The sequence below is a fragment of the Chlorogloeopsis sp. ULAP01 genome (genome assembly GCF_030381805.1).
In the GTDB taxonomy this organism is placed as follows: domain Bacteria; phylum Cyanobacteriota; class Cyanobacteriia; order Cyanobacteriales; family Nostocaceae; genus Chlorogloeopsis.
This window is the reverse complement of the sequence record NZ_JAUDRH010000002.1, coordinates 156,836-175,507: the sequence shown is the minus strand read 5'-3', so window position 1 is coordinate 175,507 and position 18,672 is coordinate 156,836. Positions and strand designations below refer to the sequence as shown.

Below are 18,672 nucleotides of genomic sequence, written 5' to 3'. Positions count from 1 at the left end.
TTACTTGATATGAAATGAAGAATTACCACCAAGGATGCCATCTCAACGAGTCGATACTGGGGCTGTAAAATTGTAATCGTCCAAAACCAAGAAATTGACCGTACGATTTTTCGCCTGCGGGGTAGGCAGTAACTCCAAATAAATAAACACCACCAACCATAGGATTTTGCACAGGTTTAAGAGCAATTGTAATATTTCTACCTGGCGATATAGGCGGATCGAATGTCAGCGATAGGGTACGGGATTTGCGATCGCTTGTCACATCTTTTAGTTTCAGCTTTTGACCTTTTTTACGACGCGTTCCTTCAAAGGCATAAGTATCTTCTCGATCAAAACGAATATAGTCAACTCCTTCGCGTTGATTAATCGTTATTTTTTGTAGCGGTTCTCCGGCATTCCCAGGCAAGCTGATAGTAAAGTAGTACGTTGCACCCCATACATACGTGTCTTGGTATGTAGTCGCTGCTTCTACAAGACGTGGAGGCTGGGCGAAGTATACTGTGCCATTTTGCAATTGAATTGCTTGGCTGCTTAGGGTAGCGTAACTTTCAAATGCAATTACCCAAGCTAATGCTGTACTAAATAAAACTCCAAAGCGCATGGTTCTATACCTTTTGGAGCTAGGGCAGACTAAAAGCCTGCTCAAAGTTGGTGTTTATGATTTAATTGTAATGATTTGATTGCGTAACAATTACTTATTTTTATTGCTATTGTTTATATCTTTGCAAATATTTTTAATATGCATATGGCAATATAAATCACAGCGTGTATAATTTGCCTGTTGAATTTAGTTTATACATCGCCAACTGGCAATGTATAAAGATAATTGAAATTTGTTGTCAAAATGATTTGTGAAGTAAGAAACTAAGAATATAACTCCAGCAATTATTTATTAGTTATGAATACTGTTTCTAGCTTCGGATTCAAGCGTCCGATCTGGCAATCTGTTGTCATGTTGACTCTGGGCTTCTGGCTGAGTGCTAGCCTAATTTTAGATTGGGTAATTATGCCTAGTCTGTATATTTCTGGCATGATGACACAAGCAAGTTTTGCGACAGCAGGCTATGTAATTTTTTGGAATTTTAATCGGATTGAATTACTAGCTGCTGGCTTAGTCTTAACTGGTGTGTTAGCTCTCGGCAAATATCAATCTAACTGGCGTAGTGGTAGCCTGATTTTATCAGTGTTATTGTTGTTGATAACGCTTGTTGATACATATTTGTTAACTCCGCAAATGTCTGCCATTGGATTGCAATTAAATCTATTTCAGGCAGCAGCAGAAATCCCAACAAATATGAATATGTTGCACGGCAGTTACTGGCTATTGGAAGTAATCAAGCTAGTAGCAGGTGGTACGCTTTTGGGTTGGTATTGGCGGCAGCAGTAGAGAAGAATGTGTAGAGACGTGCGGCAGTGCGTCTCTACAAATAATCATTCAGATGCTTCATTGTCAAAAAACAGCAGACGCAAAGCGAGGATCGCAAACCCGACAGCAGCGATCGCTTTTAATAAGTGCGTAGGTAATAATTCTGCTACGACTCCTCCAGAGACAGCTCCCAAAAAACTAGTCAAAAGTAATGCGGTGGCTGTACCAAAGAACACGGCTCGCGGAGACTGACAACGCCCTGAAAGCGCGATCGCAGCTAACTGACTTTTGTCGCCTAACTCTGATAAAAAAACTGTGATAAAACTCAATCCTAAAAGGTGCCAGTCCATAAATTATCCTTTGCCTTAGTTAATGACTACATCCCAAAACAGCATCAGGGAAATCAGCAGTAACATCACTCCGGCAGCTTTGTTGATCGTCTTCGGAGAAAGGCGGCTAGCGATCCAACTACCTAAAATTACACCCAGGAGACTAGTAGTGATTAATGCTGCTGCCGAGCCGATAAATACTACCCAAGGTGAATTAGATTCTGCACTCATCAGTAGAGTCGATAGCTGGGTTTTATCACCAATTTCTGCTAGAAAAATAGTAATGAAGGTAGTGGTAAAAATAGCTACAACTGATTGCTTGGGAGGACAATCGACACTTGTAGGTGATGCTGAAATGCTTTCTAGTTCTAGCTGAGTAGGAGGCTGAGATACACTGGCTATGGTCACAGGTAGAGAATCAAGTTTCACAGGCAGTAGTTTGCTCTAGAGGTTTTTCATATTCTTTTCATTTTCTCAGATTTTTGTTACAGATTGCAACCCCGGAATGATTAATTCTTGTTTGTTGTGATGTATTCCATAAGTTGAGCAGCTTGCTCACTCTCGCTTCAATGTTTATAAAAAGGTCGTAGTATTTTAGAGTCCCTAAACTGTTTGGAATTGTAATAAGTTCAGATAACGCTACCAAGAGTTTTCCCATAGGTTGAGCAACCCATAGAATGAGCGGAAGTATCTACTATTGTCCAGCAGGTGCAGTTGAAAATTGAAAGCACAGACGAGCGAATGCTTATACGCATACCTTAAACTCTCGTTTAACTATCTATAATTGCTTAACTTGGCGATGGCTCTTGATTTTGACTTATACACATCCACCAGTGAAATAAAATTACCTAATCATTTCTTCCATTTTTTGTGAAACTCTACTAGTTGGGGTAAATCCTTACAAGAAAGTTACGGTTTTCCCTCTGAGGATGGAAGCTAAAATTATCACAACAATCGTATATTATAAATGAAGGATAAATCGTTCATCTCTCGTGTTGAGAGACGGAAGTAAGGAAAAATGACCTGAAGGAACGCGCCTCATTCAACGGTAGATCAGAAAGAAAGAGGCGACATGAAATCAAATTATCTAGAAATGCAATCTGACAATAAATCTGGGCTAATCAGCGCACAAGCTCGTTTGTTGATGAGTCAAAGCCGCCATAAGCTGCAAAATCGGCAACAAGTAATGTTGCATCGGGCAGCATCAGAGTTGGGGATTGATTCATAAGTCTGAATATTGGTGTCAGAAACAGTCATGAAAAGGAATACACAACAACGCTTGCAAACAGCTGTTGACATCCATCGTAGTAACATCCTCAAGAGCTTAGAACATCGTTTACAAGTTGCTAGAGTCAAAGGGGATGAAAATTTGCTTCATCAGTTAGAAGCAGAAAAGAGATACTACAACTAGCTTTTAGGTAGTAGTATTTGCGCCAGGGTGTTGTTTCCCTAAATCCAAATCATGTAATGAAACCGCCAGAGGTAGTATGCCCTGGCGGTTTGTTATTGGAAGCGTAGTTGCTCTCTCGGCATGGTAACTTTGGAGCTTCTAGTGCTTAGATACAATACATTATTAAATATTAATTAAATGTTATTGGAGTAAGCAAAATATTTTATGTCTAGTGAATATGGCTGTATACTACATCTTTTTACTAAGCAAAAACAAGATGATGCAATGTTAGAACTTACAAAATTAAACTTAAAAGTAGGTCATGGCATAAAAGGAGATATTAATGCTAATCCTATCAGTCCCAGGCAAGTCTTACTTGTCAGATATGAAGATATTTTAGAATTTTCAATTAAACCAGGTGAGTTACGAGAAAATCTTGTGATTACAGGTATACAATCTGAGAAGTTCGTACCTGGCTCCTTGATAACTTTTGAAAGCGGTGCTGCAATTCGCTTAACTTTTTACTGCGAGCCGTGTAAACGCATAGCTCATTTAGTAGAATCATTAAAAAGTATTCAATATAAAAGAGGAATTTTGGGTGTAGTTATCGCATCGGGTAAAATACAAACTGGCAGTAAATTTAAAATCCAAATTAATCAGTTTCCAATGTTATCTGAAAATCCTTATAGACGCTTTCTAGATTTTATCATCAAAGTTCCTAATGGGAAAATCGTGACATATAAAGAGATTGTTAAAGGGATAGGAGTAAATAATAGCTATATGCGGGCTATTCCTATGTACATTAAAAAAACCTCTGTCGCTAATTATCCAATACATAGAATATTAGATTCTAAAGGTAATTTGTTAACATATATTTCTGGTCAGAAAAACAAATTAGAGTTTGAGGGGATTAAGGTTTTATGTAAGATAGATGTATCTCATACTCAAAATAAATATTACGTAGATATGAAAGAGTATTTATGGAAAGATACAACTCTCTATCTAAATAGTTAAACATGGAAAATTTTTTGGTTAATTATTTAATCGTTATAACTATACTGCCATACAATAGCCTGATTTCGTAATTAACCTCAATGACTTAAATGCTTAACCTCTGTTTCTATATGTTGCTATGAACTATCTGAATTTATTTTCAAAGCTGATTACTAATTACTAGCAATTTGGCAAATTACCATAGTATGTGATAAGTATTTATTAGTACTGTAGTGAACAAGCTCTAACCCAGCTTTTTCTATTTCTTGCAAAAGTTCAGGCATTTCATACTTATGATGTCTCCAAATAGTTATTTCTTCACCTGCGGAGATTTCAATATTTTGATTAATGGTCATAAAGTTAAAATATATAGTGTAGTTACTCAGGATTTGCATATTAGCAACTAGACTATCTGTTTCTGAATCATATTTTCTTAAAATTTGACAATCTTCAGATTTAATCCCAAGTTGGTTTTGAATCCATCTATATACTTGTTCTGCATGGTATTTGCTGCCACCTCTCACACTGCCATCCCATTGAGAATTGGAACCAATTTCGTTAGTGAAGACTAGAAAGTCATTCTTTTGCATACTATTTCTCAAATTTGTGAGTACTTTGGTTCTATTTTGATGGTTTCCCATTGTCACACCCAAGTGCAAAATTATTTTTGCCATATATTCATTTTCAACTTGAGTTTGATTCTCCAACAGACTTTGAGGTATACAACTCTCTTCTATATCAATTAAAGCACTGGCAAATTTAATTGTGGGAAACCACTTCTTAAAATTAGCATTCGATATATTAAGTAAATCTTCGCTAATATCTAAAGCAATATATTTATTGATTAAACCCAATTCATTCAGTCTGTAAATAAATTGTTTCACAGGATATAAATTTCCTGCGCCTACATCTATAACATTAATTTTTTGGCAATTTTGGAACTTATCAATAATTAATGTAAAATTCTGCTTTAAAAGGTCAATTTCCACATTTGATGTTCGATACCATTTAGGAAGAGCATATTTGAGATAAAAATTATCCCAAATTTTGGCACCCCTACCTTTATAAGAATACTTGAGAGGTATCTCTCGTCTATCTTCTAATGCATGAATTATTCCTAAAACTTCTTTTTCTGAAAAAATAGAGTAGAAGTCAGAACTTGGCTTGGCTATACGCTTATTCAAAGTTGAGATATCCGAGGTAAGTTGTGAATTGCTATGAGAATTTATCACCATTGTTGTTATGAATTCTGATTTCTTCTTCGGTAAAATGTAAACAGTCAAAATTTTCTCTATATATTATGAGTGTAAAACACCAAACCGAAAAAGACTTGCTGACGGAAAGCACTAGTATAAAGATAAATCAAGAAACAGAAAACGAAAAAGTTCTATGTTCTCATTGTCAGCGCACCGCTACAAATGGTATTAAATGTAAAGGGATGTGTGTGGCTGATAGCGACTACTAAGGGAATAGCGTGCTTGTAAAGTCAAACACTTGTGGTTTAAGTCGTTTACTATTGCTTTGTTTCTTGATAACGAAACTTCGGCATCAGTTGTCAAAGATAAGTCGGTGTCTTTGGTAAGCGCATAGCGACTTCTTTAAACGGGCTTTGTCTGGCTTGGCGTAGAATAGGCAACTACCCTGCGTCTATGTCAACACTCTTTATATATGTAACCAACGGCTTGATTGAAGCGCAGCATTTCTAAACTGCGATCGCCATAAACGCCTTCGATTTGCTGTTGACAGCACTCAATTGCAAAATTACTCAATTCTTCCGGGTAAATGCCGTACATATCTTCAAACACTTCCGTTTCTACACGGCAGAAACGCGGGCGATGTGCGTAGATACGGCATTCGCGTGTGATGCGATCAAAATTTACACACCATCCTCCTTCACCTACCATGCTCAGGTAGAGTTCCATTTCTTGTGGTGATAAGTACTCATCCAAGTCTGGGCGGTATGCTGGATCGAGATGACAGCAAGCTCCACATTGCTTTACACATTGCCAAGTAGCCATTGTTTAAACCTTGATTTTTATTTGTTGGTGATGAGCTAGTGCGCAGTCCTATTTTAGTTTTGTATATTGTTTGTTATCATTTTGTTAAGTAAATTAAATTTGATAGGCGATCGCCGGATATGATAAATTCCGGGTTTGACAATTGAGTGACAAATAGTTTTAAGTCAACTGGGAGGGAAAATGTTTGAAGCTTTAACAAGCATTAATTGGGAAGTTATTTTCCAGCTGCTGTTTGTAGCCTTGATTATGTTAGCTGGTCCTGCGGTGATTTTTGTACTGGCTTTTCGCGGCGGCGACCTTTAATATCAAGTTTAGCTTTTCATCTGTGTAGATATAGCCCGCTAATGTGGGCTATATTATTTGGGATTTTTTGAGCAAGATATTAAATATTGTAACGCTACTTTCTCTACACTAACTCCTTATTGTTGGCGTTAAATAACGTATACAGCTTTATAGTCATGCATAGTGGAAGCATTAACTATTAGTAATAATCGTGACAATCTTTATACTTGATTTCTGGCATATAGCTTACTTTCAACATGAAAGAATTAGTGACTTTTTTCTTTGGCTTAGGCTTTGTTATTAATGCTAGTTTATTTGTGCCACAAGCCATGAGAATTCTAAAAACTAGAAGTGCCAAAAATGTTTCTTTAATTACTTTTTCTGGCTTTAATCTAATTCAATTGAATGGTGTTCTTTATGGTTATTACCAAAATGATTTGATTTTAATGTATGGAAATTTAATTAGCTTTATTACCTGTGGAACCGTAACACTATTAGGAGTATATTTTAGAAATAAATAATCTTCTACAAGTTTTATAGATTGGGTAAAGTAAATGTTTTAAAAGAAATTCCTGAAAACTTCACTATCCGTAAAGGTAGTTTTCTAATTCCGTTAGTAGTGGATCGATGGTTTTTGGTTGAATTATGTGTGGTGGATTCCAAACCATCCATATGTAGCCACTGTGTTCGCTAGTTTTTACACTTACTTCGTTCTTAAGCCAAGCTAAAAATATCACGACAGTTTTTTCTTTTTTCTTATTTTTCAATCGCTTGTGACGAATTCTATAAGTGACAGTAAATCGAAATTTTTCATCTAACTCGATATCATTAATTGTAATTCCAGATTCTTCAAATAACTCACGTAATGCACAACTAATTTCATCCTCTCCTGGTTCAATGTTACCTTTTGGCAAATCGTAGGAGTTTGGTTTCAACAGTAGCAAAAAACTCATCTGTGGCTGCGATCGCATAACAATTACACCACAGGATTTTTTCTTTTGCATTTCTCTAGTCTGTGGTTTTATTACTCAAACAAATTTATGGGTGAACTCATACATCAAATCAACTCTACCTTTACGTAACATGGCTGGATCTAATCTTTCTGTTGTGTTGCAAGTCATTAATACCACTAATCGTTGCCGGATTTGAATACCAGAATCATCAATTACGCTTTGGTATAAGGTACCATCCAGTAAACTTAAGATATGTTCGGTTTTAGTGCTGTATTGAGCTACTTCGCTAGCACGATTTTGGGCTAAATTATCAGCCTCATTAATAATAATGCAAATTCGCTCTAAATATGTGGGTGGTACAAAATTAGCGATCGCATCATGATCTAAAATAAAAATTACGTATCCAAGCGGTACAAGAACTTCTTTGGCAACTGCTTGCGTCCATGCTGTTTTACCTGTTCCTGGTTCGCCATGTACTAAAACTGCTAATTGATTTTGATTGAGAACTGCTTGCTGTACAGCATCACTAAAACTTTGAATATCTTCGGGAAAACAGCGAATAGAAAATTGATTGTAAACCTTACCAACGCGGCTTTGATATCCACTTAGCATAATTGCTAAATCATAAGTTGCTTTGTTAATTAATGGTGATAAATCTTTTGACATCAAAGTATACTGCCGTCGCCCTCGTTCGTAGGAATCAATTTGCAACCAAATATCCTCTTGAGACCAATAACCATAAACTGTGTTTATAACATCTAAGCGTTCCCAACTTACAAATTTTTCGACAGGAAAATACAAGTCTCTTTCTAAGTAATATTGAGTGATAATATCAGGACGTCCTAGCAACTGCAAAACTCGCATTACAGCGATTTCTTGTAGTCGATTTAGAACGTAATCAATGGGAATACTATTACGACTTACAAATTGCACAATCGGAGTTTCTGTACTCAGAATATCCTTGTAACGGTAATCTGGTGCTAGTGGATCTGGCGTAATATAATTCCAGAATTTTTCAATTTCGTAACGCGTATTATCGGAAGCAATATTTAATAAATTTGCCCACCAAGTGTAATGATTACGTCCTAAAGTTTCCGCGATATTACTTGCCAGATTTAAAGTTTTTTGAGTTAGCTCTTGTGTGTCTTTAAACGCCAGCTGTCCTAAAAACTCCCAATTGAATTCTCGGTGAAAAGGCCGCCAACCACTAGTAAGTAGGCTTTGACGATTATTATTTATAGGAGAGCTTTCATTATTTCTAAAATATTCAAATTCCATATTCTGATTAATTTAGCGGTAATGAGGTCGTGTTTTAGAGAAGATTTACCCGCTTTTGGTAAAGTTTGTATGTAATATAATCTACTTAAGTGCAAGCCGCCAGAGTAATGCATCTATCACTTGCAAGAAATCTATGAGTGAGTAATAAACATTTCTTGAGTAGCACAGCCACTTCTAAGTTAACATTCCAGGTTTTTAGTGGTTCTTAGTGCCTTTTTTGCTATTCTACTCTGTAATAATGTCACCCCAGTTGTTCTATCGGGTATCTACAAGCTGATTGCATTAGAACAAAAGAAATTTCTCTTTTACTATATATGCTTGATGTATGCGTGATACAAGTTGTTTCGTCTTAATCATTTTAATAAATTTTTAAATGGAATCTCACCTCAAAATTGAGTGTAGGAGAATAGGGATGTATGGAAAAGACATTTTTATGATCGGCATGATGCCTGTACTAGAGTGATTGCCTGATTTGGAGTTAATAAGATAGTATTATGTAATATATTATAATACAAGCTGTTATACGCGTCAAATCATTGTAAATTCTTAACTTCCCATTCAAAATTGCCCAAAGTACACATAGCAGAATACCTCACAGCAAGATGTCTGAGACTGAAGTTTCGTACCTCGCTGTACAAGTATTGCTGATATGCATACTTCATTACATCTTAATTTAAAGAAATAATAAAATTTTTATAATAACTCAAAATTAATAGCGTCAGTTGATAAGTAACAGTCAACTCTGTATGTTTTCAATTTAGTTATGAATTTAGGAAATACTGTATCTAAGTTAGCAAAAGTGATGTACGCGGAAAATGTTAAAATTAATTAGTTTTGTGATGGTTAGTACTTAAGTTCCTGGTAGAGATAATATTTAGGGGTACTAGCCCTTGTCCCAATAGAGTAAATTTCTATCATGACTCGCATTATTGTCATTACATCGGGCAAAGGCGGTGTGGGTAAAACCACAGTGACAGCCAATTTGGGTGTGGCTCTAGCTAAAATGGGCTATCAAGTGGCATTGGTTGATGCTGATTTTGAATTGAGAAATTTAGATTTGCTGCTAGGACTAGAAAAACGTATAGTTTACACATTGTTTGATGTTTTAGCTGGAGAATGCCGTTTAGAACAAGCTTTAGTGAAAGATAAACGGCAACCCGGTTTAGTACTTCTGCCAGTAGCACATAAACGCGCCACAGAATCAGTAGATCCAGAGCAGCTAAAGTTACTTTTAAGCAATTTGGCACAGAAGTATCAATTTGTACTACTGGATAGCCCAGCCGGTATTGACATGGGATTTAATAATGCGATCGCTGCTGCCACCGAAGCGATAGTTATTACTACACCAGAAATTTCCTCAGTGCGTGATGCAGCCCGTGTAATAAGGTTGCTAGAAGACAAAAAAGACATCAAATCAATTCAATTAATAGTTAACCGTATTAGACCTGGAATGGTACGGGATTTTAATATGATGTCGGTAGAAGATGTTCAAGAACTTTTGGCAGTTCCCCTGTTAGGATCGATTCCCGACGATGAGCGCGTGATTGTTTCCACTAATCGTGGCGAACCTTTAGTCTTAACGGGAGGTAAATCGGGGGCTGCCGTTGCTTTTGAAAAAATCGCTCGCAATCTACAACAAATACCAGATGTGCAAAGTCAGGATATGACTTTAACTTTGGGAAATTTTTTCGCATAACAAGCCATCTAGCTTTTTTACTTGTCAGTTGGGGATTTTTGGTACTTGTTGTGCAAGTACTTCTGCTGCACGCAGACTTGGTGAGCAAGTTTCTTTCTTGCCTCTACAGAGCGTATGCATACCTAAATTGAGGAAGGCTGAATATCAACCAAAGGTTTTAAGTCAGGTTCAACCCATCTACTTCTAGCTTGCGGAGATATCAATAAATCTCGACTGTAGTATTGCAGTGGAAGAGCTTATTGTTGTAACTATCAATGAGCTTGTTTTCAGGTGCAATAGCTAATTTTGTCTATTGTTAACTGCCAGATAACGACGCACCATCTCAATCCAGAACAAAGTCAGAGTTTCGTGATCATCCTATCTTTTGTGGTTTTGATACCTATCACCTTTGAATACTCTGGTGAATGCGATCGCTCATTTTTTGTTCTGCTTTATGAGTGAGATATCAGAGTGCCACTGTCAAATGTCCAGCATAATTCCATTTAGCTCGCGTCAACTACAATAGTTGAATTTAGCTATTAAATTTTCAATTTCACTAACTGTTTGGTATTTACTAGATTCATTCATTTAATTGTTAATTATTAATTGTTGATTACCTCTTGAATATTAGCCATTAATAGTTCCTACAATATTTTTACGTGTTAAACAGGCTCACTATTAAGATGGGATCGCCCAATTTAACTCAACATTTGTTTTTATACAAAGTGATCACATAATTGCTAATCTGAGTATTTATGCTCATTTATTTTGAGCTTTGATACATAAAAAAGTAATTATATTTCTTGACATTTTTTAATTTTACATAAATGAGAGTGTTGCAGGTGAATAACATCAAAGATTATGTATTAAAAAATTATTAACTATATCAAGTACTTATGAATTATTTGCTAGATTTCCTGTTTATTTTGCTTATAATCAAAGGGTGTAGCTCTACTCATTCAGCTTGAGATGTGCTTTACTCCAAGCTTATTGAGTGAGCAAAAATAGTCAACTTGACGGAGTTGATACGCGAGCCAGTCTTGAACGAGCGCTATATTTACCGCTCTGGGAATGCCTTGTCTGTTCTTTCAAGAGAGACGCAAATACAAATGAGATTTTCTGAAGGAATGAAATTGGCAGGCGCAGTCATGGGTGATGAAGATAAGCGAAACTCACAGCCGCCTTTAGTTTTAGTGGTGGAAGATAATGATGACAATTTGCTACTGATGAGTTATGCACTTGAATCACTAGGCTGTAAACTCATTTGTCAGACAGACAGTTCAACTACTGTACTGGTTGCAAAGGAGTATCAACCAGATCTGATACTTCTAGACATTTTATTACCTGGTTTCAACGGAATAGATGTTTTGCGTTATCTCAGACAAGAGCCTCTAACTTGCGATATTGCTGTGGTTGCAGTCACGGCTTTAGCCAGTAGGGAAGACAGAAAACGCATATTAGAAGCGGGTTTTGACGACTATATCAGCAAACCCTATATGATTGAAGATTTAGAGGCTATAATTTTTCGTTACTTAGGTGAAAAGCTCAAGCAGTACTCAGCTTACGATTTATGTTAGGCAGTGATCCAACATAATGCAGTCATAAGTTACTTAAATGTGGTTTCGGTTTTTCAGTTTTATGATGCTTTTCTTCTAGCCTTAGTAACGGCAGCAGGGCTACGAAAACTAGGTGATTCTGCTAGAATAGCAATCATGCCTGTACGACCAGTCTCTAGGGTGGCATCACTAAGAATTTCAACTACAGCTATATTTAAAGTTTCTTCAATTAGCTCTCTAAGTTGAGGTTGAATAGCCATATCTAAATCTGAACGAACTTTTTCAGCTAGTTCTTGTCGTCCTGTTTGAGCTAATAATTGTTCTGGTGGAGTGATAGAATCTTCAATTAAAATAATTAAGTTTTGCTCTGCTATTTGACAACTAACTTTACTCGGCTGATGTCCAAGCTGTTCACGGTATAAAGCCTGTATTCGCTGTGCTAATGTTCTTTCTGTTTGTCCACGGGTTGGTAGCGATGTCGTCGTCATATGTTCTTTCCCGAAGAAGAAGTTAGACAACTAACAACAAGCCAATAAATCATTTTTTTGAGTTGTTGTTAGAAGTGTGAAATTAAATTTTTTGTTTAGAAAAATTGTCTTTCACTGTTTTTGATAGTAATGGCAAGTTTTTTTCCAGTCACCACCCTAATGTAGTATTTCAAAATGTAGCAAATAAACTTTTCGGGTGAACTGAGCATATTTAATAGGTTAGTAGCTTCTATCTTAGGTTTTAGGTAAAGTTTAATATAATCACATCTTAATATTGCTCCCAAGCATGAACACTGATAACATCATGACTACAAATAGGATACATTAAATAGAATCTATAAATCTAATTTTGGTTCTTGGCAAATAAGAATTTTCGTTCAACTTTTTACCAACGGAAATTCTTAAATAATCCTGAAAATAATTACATAGTCAATTGAAATATGATAGCTTTCATATTCGTTAAAAAGCTAACTAAACATGAGACTTGTAATTATTAAATCAACCTTTATCAAAATTAGCACTCAGCAGGCGAATAGTCTCTCCGATCCAGAAAAGCGTAAGTATTTTGGAGGAGAAATCAGGATTAAAAGACTAGAAGATGCTCCAGACAATCATTTTAAGTTTATTCTAGATCAAGATATTAATGACAAAACGGCTAATATGCCATCTCCTACTCAATACTTAGTTGCCAAGAGTGGCGCTACTCTTTATGCATTTGCACCAGACGTGCGCATTGAAAGATGATTTAGTTACTTTTTAGGTAAAGAGACTGTAAAAACGCTGCCTTTACCTAATTCAGAAACTACGCTAATTTTTCCTCCGTGAGATTCTAGGATGCGCTGCGAAAGATGCAAGCCCAAGCCACTGCCAGCCCGTTTATTTTTGCCTTGGCGAAATCGCTCAAATAATGTTGCTAAATCTTCTTGAGCAATTCCATATCCTGTGTCTTTAACTTCTATTGTCACCCATGTTTGATTGCTGGGAGGTAGGGATGTTTCAAAAATACGCAATTCTATGCCCCCTGTATCTGTAAATTTGATTGCATTTCCAACCAAATTGCCAATCACCCTACGCAATTCTAGACAGTCACCCCTGACTATGGCAGCATTATCATCTTGCTGGTTTAATCTGCTGGCATCTACTTTCAGCATCAAGTCTTTCTCATCTGCAAGCGGTTTAAGTTCTTGAACTACTTCTTCAATAATCTCCCGCATATTGCAGCTATCAAATTGTAGGTTCTTTTTACCTGCTTCAAAGCGATGCACTTCCAATAGAGTGTTCACCATATCTAACAAGTTATGGTTGCTGCGAATCATCGCCGCGATCGCCTGTTTCATTTCTCTTGAAATTTTGCAGAAAGTTTCCTGCTGAAACAAATTCAGCATTCGATCAGCAGCCACTAAAGGAGTGCGTAAATCGTGGGTAACACGGGAAACAAAATCTTCCTGCTGCCGAAATAATTTCTTTTGTTCGTCAAGACTTTGCTTGAGCCGTAAAAGCGATCGCACCCTTGCCAATAACTCATCTTGATCGAAGGGTTTGCGGATAAAATCATCTGCTCCTGCATCCAAACCCTCTACCACACTGACGTCATGAAATGCTGTTAATAACAGGATAGGAATATAAGGCATAGTTGGATGATTGCGGATGCGGCGCGTCACTTCATAGCCATCTAACCCCGGCATCATCACATCTAGTAAAATCAAATCGGGTGGAGATTGTTCAATTTTTTCTAAGGCAGTTGCACCATCTGCCACTAAGTCAATGCTGTACCCCTCAATTTCTAAAATAGTCTGTAGCAGGACAAGATTATCAGGAGTATCATCAACAGCAAGAATACGTTCTACTTTAGAATTGGTAGCTGATAACATCTTTAATATCGAGTTATTTTGAAAACAAATTTTAGTCTGACTTTTAGCTTATAGACAAATATTACCTATCCCCCTTTTCTGTTGGCAGTTTATCCTGAGCAAAGCGGAGATCTTTTTTTTTGAGTGAGGTTCCCTTTGAAGACAAAGCAGTTATTTTAGACATTTTGTCTAAATTGTTGCTGTCCGAGCTTTGCTGTTTTACAGGTAATATTTGCCGAGGTAATTCGACTCTAAACACCGAGCCTTTACCCAATTGACTTTCAACGATGATTTTACCACCCATCATTTGTACCAGGGCATCTACAACCGGCAATCCCAAACCAGTGCCAGGATATTTACGAGTAATATTTTGGTCAATTTGTCGGAAGGCTTCAAATATATATTTAAGATCTGAAGAAGCAATCCCAATCCCTGTATCCCAAACAGCTATTTCCACATGATTATTAGGTAATTCTTTCATGTCTACACCAATGCCACCTAACTCTGTGAACTTGATGGCGTTAGAGAGTAGATTAGTTAAAATCTGTCGCACACGCAAAGGATCGTTGAACACTACAGCGTTTTGTAAATCGCTGTGTACCTGTACAGAAAGTTTTTTTGCCTCCGCAAGGGAGATCATTTCGGCTGTAGTTGCTTTGACAACTTGAGATAAATCAAATATCTCTGGATTGAGGTTTAATCTACCTGCTTCTAACTTAGAAAAGTCAAGAACTTCGTTTAAAAGCATCAACAGGTGTTTGCCGTTGTTAAAAATACGTTCTACCATATTCTTTTGCTGCTCTGTGAGGCTACCACATTGAGGACGCAGCAATAGTTGAGAAAAGCCAATAATAGCATTCATTGGTGTCCGCAGTTCATGAGACATAGTTGCTAAAAACTGGGTTTTCAGTTGGGATGCTTCCATTAGCTTTTGATTTTGCAACTCAATCTGTTGTCTTTGTGCTTCTAGTTCCTGATTTTGTTGAGTTAATAATTCATTACTTTCTCGTAACTGTTGATTTACAAATGCTACTTGCATTTCTGCTCGATAAACTCGAATTGCATTCCGCAAAATCTGTGCTAATATCTCTGAGGATACTCTGGATTTAGAAAGATAATCTGTTGCACCCGCCTTCATTAGCTCTACAGCTATTTGTTCATCTCCTTGACCTGTAAGAACTACTAAAGGAACTTTAATGCCGCGAGAACGTATCTCGTGAATTAAACTCAAACCATTTTGGTCTGGTAGGCGATAATCTAGAAAAACGCAGTCAAAAGCAGTCTGACTCAGAGCAGTGATCGCATCACGACAGTCAACTGCTTCAACTATTTCCACCTTCACACCTGCTGTCTTGAGAGCGCGGCGGACTGTCATGCGATCAACTTTATCATCGTCTACAACTAATATGTTTAGCGTCTCTTCCATCACCTTCAACTATGGGTACTAAATTTAGGTTCTTGTATAGCATTTAAATTTTTCAACCATTAGAAAAATTTATTTTATATTTTAATTTATTGATATAGCATATGCATATGTGGGTATTAGTGATTGTAACCACCAACCGCGATCTTAATTTTAGAATTGACTAAGGCATTTCACACAACATCCAGTACTTGTTTAGCATTGCCATTAATTCAATAAAATTGGCAAATGTCACAGGTTTAAGGATGTAGCCAGCCACATTCAAATTGTAAGCTTCCACCCGGTCTTTATCCTGATTAGAAGTTGTCATCACCACCACAGGAGTTGGTTTGAGGTTGGGATCGGAGCGTAATTCTTGCAGAAATTCTATCCCACCCATTTTCGGCATATTTAAATCTAGTAGAACTAAACGTCGCTGTCCAGGAACTTGAGGAGGTTTACCTTCACTACCCCGCAACATCGCTAGTGCATCTATACCGTTAGCAGCAACATACAGGGGATTAGTGATATTAACCTTCTTGAAAGCCCGCTTGACATTCATGACATCAACTTCATCATCCTCCACTAGTAGTATGTTGATTACTTTTTCCAACATCACCTCAATTTAAGAAATAGTTAATTTTTTCGCAAATTTAGCTTATTGATTAGAGTATCAGAGTCGGGGTTAAAACTGATTACTAATAATTAATATTATTAAAAATTAGTAATTAGCTTATCTAAAAATAAAGCAGAAGGCACAAAAACTCAGAACGTCGTCGCACGGCGCTCTGAAGTTCGGTGAGGCAGAAGGAATCCTATTTTTCATAGGTGGCGCTGTACTACTAAGTTGATAAACCGCTAAATTGAAATGACTTAGATAAAAACAAGAAATTTGAGAAAGCAGTAAAAAAGAATACCGCTCACCCAAGCTCAACCCAATTGTAAATTGGCAAGTTAGCTGACGTCCTCAGTCATTGGTCAGAGTTAGATGATAAAGGTAGGATAATTATCAACTTAGGTATTTCATTCCGTGGATTGCTTAGGCCAACTAAAGCGGAAAATACAACCCATCCCGACTTGAGATTCTAAAGCGATCGCGCCTGTCTCAGTCTCCACAATTTTCTTGACAATTGCTAAACCTATGCCCGTGCTTTCTTTTTGATCACGCGCTTGTAGGGTTTGGAAAATCGAAAATACCTTATCTTGATACTCTAAAGCAATACCAGGGCCATCGTCTGCGATCGCAAATTCGTAGTAATCTCCCAGTTCTTGCACGGAAATTTTAACATGACCATCAGACCGGGTGTGGTGTCCAATCGCATTTCCGATTAAATTTGCAAACACCTGTTGTAGGGGTAATTTCTTTGTCTTGATTATTGGCATTCCCGCTCCCACTTCAATCGTGAAAGTAGATGGTGGTGCTACCAAATCAATTACCTCTTGCAGTAATTCACCCACATCTACTACACATACAGGAGTTTGGATACGCCCAATTCTAGAATACTCCAACAAGCCATTGATTAAAGCCTCCATGCGGCGCACTCGGCTGCGCAACAGGTGCATCTGGTGCTGATTTTCTTCTGGCAGCGTGCCTTGTAAATCTTCTTCAATCCACTCTGAGAGATTAGCGATCGCTCGTAAAGGTGCCTTCAAATCGTGGGAAGCTACATAAGCAAACTGATCAAGTTCATCATTGCGTTTTTTCAAGAGAGTAGTTGTTTTTGCCAGAATCGCATTGGTGCGCGTTAGTTCTTCTGCCCGTTGTTTGAGACTAATAGTTGCTTGCTTGAAATCACTCACATCAATACACGAACCAATATACCCGGCAAAACTACCATCGACATTCCATCTGGGAGTACCCGTGTCTAAAAGCCAACGATATTCTCCATCAAAACGTCTCAGGCGATATTCCATTTTAAAAGATTGGCGCTCCTCAAAGGCACTGATGTAAGTTTCTAAGCAATGCTCTAAATCGTTGGGATGCACTCCTTGTGTCCAACCGTTGCCTACTTCTTGTGCCATCGTCCGACCAGTAAATTCCAACCAGCTTTTGTTAAAATAATCACACGCTTTTTCAGTATTGGACATCCAAATCATCACAGGTGCTGTGTCTGCCATGATTTGGAAACGCTCTTCAGTCTCTCGTAATACTTTTTTTAGATCTTGGCAGTTGTTAATATCTTTTAAATTTTCGTATAAAAGTGTGCGCTCGGCTACACATTGCTCTAGTTGGGTTTTGAGCCGACAAATTTCTGCTTCAGCACGTTTTTTATTACTAATATCTTGAGCTTCCCAAACTAAGAAGACTACACGATCAGTTTCATCTGTAATCGGTTTAATCGAAAAGTTAATGTTTGCAATTACATTCCCCGCAGCCAAAACTTCAGCTTCATTGCGGCTTGCCTCTCCTGTTGCTGCACGCGCGATCGCACAAGATAATAGTTCCTGAATTTGGTGTGAAGTGGCCCAAAAGCGACACTCCCAGAATAAGCGATCAATTACTTTATTTTTATCCAATCCACTAAAATCCAATGCTGCTTGGTTGACATCAATTACGGTGCCATCTAGTTTTATCAGTGCAAGTAATTGAGAAGTTTGATTAAAGATGGCATCAAAGTATTGCCAACTTTCATCTAAGCCTACTTTATCTGGCTCTAACTTTTTAAGATTAATAGCAGATTTAGAGTTTTGCACCATATCTATCAATAAAATCTATGTTGTAAATTTTTATTACCATTTATGTGGTTATAGTTATCCTAACAACTATCGTCTAGCTTATATGCTCAATCTGAACTGGCAATACTTAGATTCGTATTTGCAATCAGATCGGCAAAAATTTTTGCTTTCTCCTGTTCGTATCTCTTCTCATATTTAGAGCAAGAGATTTAAGCTATGTTTGCTTATATTAAGCTAACTTAAAAATTTAGGCTAAAACCATATCTGGGACTGGTGGAGGTTAATTTAGTAGCGACTGTAAATTAACTGCAATTACAAGCCTAGATAGTATTTCATAAACTTTTATGGACTTGCTATATATCGCTAGCTAGATTTTTTGATAGATGGTCTTGCTAATTGAGATCAAAGTGAGTACT

At 37.2% G+C, this 18,672-nt stretch carries 22 protein-coding genes and 1 riboswitch; of the genes, 10 read left to right on the top strand and 12 right to left on the bottom strand.

Annotated elements, in window-relative coordinates; translation table 11 throughout:
- Positions 1-22: 22 nt before the first annotated feature.
- Complete coding sequence (locus QUB80_RS04405) at positions 23-601, bottom strand: DUF2808 domain-containing protein (protein WP_289788282.1); 579 nt, start codon at positions 599-601, stop codon at positions 23-25.
- 297 nt (positions 602-898) lie between these two features.
- Between QUB80_RS04405 and QUB80_RS04400 the strand changes: the two genes are divergently transcribed.
- Positions 899-1,387: a DUF4149 domain-containing protein gene (locus tag QUB80_RS04400; RefSeq protein WP_289788281.1), complete on the top strand. Its 489-nt coding sequence runs from the start codon at positions 899-901 to the stop codon at positions 1,385-1,387.
- Positions 1,388-1,431: 44 nt separating this feature from the next.
- Here QUB80_RS04400 and QUB80_RS04395 read toward each other — a convergent pair whose 3' ends face one another.
- A complete protein-coding gene (locus QUB80_RS04395) occupies positions 1,432-1,716 on the bottom strand; it encodes a TMEM165/GDT1 family protein (protein WP_289788280.1) in 285 nt (94 codons plus the stop codon).
- A gap of 15 nt (positions 1,717-1,731) precedes the next feature.
- Positions 1,732-2,124, bottom strand: a complete 393-nt coding sequence (locus QUB80_RS04390) for a TMEM165/GDT1 family protein (protein WP_289788279.1) — start codon at positions 2,122-2,124, stop codon at positions 1,732-1,734.
- Positions 2,125-2,673: 549 nt separating this feature from the next.
- Positions 2,674-2,733: riboswitch (Glutamine riboswitch) on the top strand.
- Between the two features lie 34 nt (positions 2,734-2,767).
- Here QUB80_RS04390 and QUB80_RS04385 point away from each other — a divergent pair.
- The 3 genes from QUB80_RS04385 (at position 2,768) to QUB80_RS04375 (ending at position 4,099) form a co-directional block, all read left to right on the top strand.
- Entirely contained in the window at positions 2,768-2,923 is a 156-nt protein-coding gene (locus tag QUB80_RS04385) for a hypothetical protein (protein WP_289788278.1), read from the top strand.
- 27 nt (positions 2,924-2,950) lie between these two features.
- On the top strand, positions 2,951-3,106 hold the full coding sequence (gene pirA, locus QUB80_RS04380; RefSeq protein ID WP_289788277.1) for an arginine synthesis PII-interacting regulator PirA: 156 nt from the start codon (positions 2,951-2,953) through the stop codon (positions 3,104-3,106).
- A gap of 204 nt (positions 3,107-3,310) precedes the next feature.
- Positions 3,311-4,099 carry an MGMT family protein gene (locus QUB80_RS04375; protein WP_289788276.1) on the top strand — a complete coding sequence of 263 codons (789 nt, stop codon included), beginning with the start codon at positions 3,311-3,313 and terminating at the stop codon, positions 4,097-4,099.
- A 152-nt stretch (positions 4,100-4,251) separates the two neighbouring features.
- Here QUB80_RS04375 and QUB80_RS04370 read toward each other — a convergent pair whose 3' ends face one another.
- Complete coding sequence (locus QUB80_RS04370; protein ID WP_289788275.1) at positions 4,252-5,313, bottom strand: L-histidine N(alpha)-methyltransferase; 1,062 nt, start codon at positions 5,311-5,313, stop codon at positions 4,252-4,254.
- Positions 5,314-5,378: 65 nt separating this feature from the next.
- On the opposite strand from QUB80_RS04370, the gene QUB80_RS04365 reads away from it, so the two are divergent.
- Positions 5,379-5,543 (top strand): DUF8639 family protein, encoded by a 165-nt coding sequence (locus QUB80_RS04365; protein ID WP_289788274.1) that lies wholly within the window; start codon positions 5,379-5,381, stop codon positions 5,541-5,543.
- Between the two features lie 187 nt (positions 5,544-5,730).
- Here the strand turns inward: QUB80_RS04365 and QUB80_RS04360 are convergent, their stop codons facing one another.
- Positions 5,731-6,096 (bottom strand): YkgJ family cysteine cluster protein, encoded by a 366-nt coding sequence (locus tag QUB80_RS04360; RefSeq protein ID WP_289788273.1) that lies wholly within the window; start codon positions 6,094-6,096, stop codon positions 5,731-5,733.
- 180 nt (positions 6,097-6,276) lie between these two features.
- Here QUB80_RS04360 and psb30 point away from each other — a divergent pair, with 180 nt between their 5' ends.
- Both psb30 and QUB80_RS04350 read left to right on the top strand, forming a co-directional pair.
- Positions 6,277-6,399, top strand: a complete 123-nt coding sequence (gene psb30 / locus QUB80_RS04355; protein WP_016873729.1) for a photosystem II reaction center protein Ycf12/Psb30 — start codon at positions 6,277-6,279, stop codon at positions 6,397-6,399.
- A 236-nt stretch (positions 6,400-6,635) separates the two neighbouring features.
- Positions 6,636-6,899 (top strand): PQ-loop repeat-containing protein, encoded by a 264-nt coding sequence (locus QUB80_RS04350; protein WP_289788272.1) that lies wholly within the window; start codon positions 6,636-6,638, stop codon positions 6,897-6,899.
- Between the two features lie 63 nt (positions 6,900-6,962).
- Here QUB80_RS04350 and QUB80_RS04345 read toward each other — a convergent pair whose 3' ends face one another.
- Complete coding sequence (locus QUB80_RS04345) at positions 6,963-7,382, bottom strand: bis(5'-nucleosyl)-tetraphosphatase (protein ID WP_289788271.1); 420 nt, start codon at positions 7,380-7,382, stop codon at positions 6,963-6,965.
- Between the two features lie 24 nt (positions 7,383-7,406).
- Complete coding sequence (locus QUB80_RS04340) at positions 7,407-8,609, bottom strand: AAA family ATPase (RefSeq protein WP_289788270.1); 1,203 nt, start codon at positions 8,607-8,609, stop codon at positions 7,407-7,409.
- 916 nt (positions 8,610-9,525) lie between these two features.
- Here QUB80_RS04340 and minD point away from each other — a divergent pair.
- Positions 9,526-10,305, top strand: coding sequence for a septum site-determining protein MinD (minD, locus tag QUB80_RS04335; RefSeq protein WP_289788269.1), 780 nt, complete (start codon positions 9,526-9,528; stop codon positions 10,303-10,305).
- A 1,088-nt stretch (positions 10,306-11,393) separates the two neighbouring features.
- Entirely contained in the window at positions 11,394-11,861 is a 468-nt protein-coding gene (locus tag QUB80_RS04330; protein WP_289788268.1) for a response regulator, read from the top strand.
- 59 nt (positions 11,862-11,920) lie between these two features.
- On the opposite strand, the gene QUB80_RS04325 is transcribed toward QUB80_RS04330, so the two are convergent.
- Entirely contained in the window at positions 11,921-12,328 is a 408-nt protein-coding gene (locus tag QUB80_RS04325) for a Na-translocating system protein MpsC family protein (RefSeq protein ID WP_289788267.1), read from the bottom strand.
- Between the two features lie 477 nt (positions 12,329-12,805).
- Here QUB80_RS04325 and QUB80_RS04320 point away from each other — a divergent pair, with 477 nt between their 5' ends.
- The gene (locus tag QUB80_RS04320; RefSeq protein WP_289788266.1) at positions 12,806-13,072 is read left to right on the top strand and encodes a hypothetical protein; all 267 of its coding nucleotides are present in this window, start codon (positions 12,806-12,808) and stop codon (positions 13,070-13,072) included.
- A 5-nt stretch (positions 13,073-13,077) separates the two neighbouring features.
- On the opposite strand, the gene QUB80_RS04315 is transcribed toward QUB80_RS04320, so the two are convergent.
- The 4 genes from QUB80_RS04315 to QUB80_RS04300 all read right to left on the bottom strand — a co-directional run bounded on the left by QUB80_RS04315 (position 13,078) and on the right by QUB80_RS04300 (position 18,277).
- On the bottom strand, positions 13,078-14,199 hold the full coding sequence (locus QUB80_RS04315; protein ID WP_289788265.1) for a sensor histidine kinase: 1,122 nt from the start codon (positions 14,197-14,199) through the stop codon (positions 13,078-13,080).
- Between the two features lie 61 nt (positions 14,200-14,260).
- A complete protein-coding gene (locus QUB80_RS04310) occupies positions 14,261-15,604 on the bottom strand; it encodes a hybrid sensor histidine kinase/response regulator (protein WP_289788264.1) in 1,344 nt (447 codons plus the stop codon).
- Between the two features lie 160 nt (positions 15,605-15,764).
- Entirely contained in the window at positions 15,765-16,196 is a 432-nt protein-coding gene (locus QUB80_RS04305) for a response regulator (RefSeq protein ID WP_289788263.1), read from the bottom strand.
- Between the two features lie 407 nt (positions 16,197-16,603).
- The gene (locus tag QUB80_RS04300; protein WP_289788262.1) at positions 16,604-18,277 is read right to left on the bottom strand and encodes a PAS domain-containing sensor histidine kinase; all 1,674 of its coding nucleotides are present in this window, start codon (positions 18,275-18,277) and stop codon (positions 16,604-16,606) included.
- Positions 18,278-18,672 lie beyond the last annotated feature (395 nt).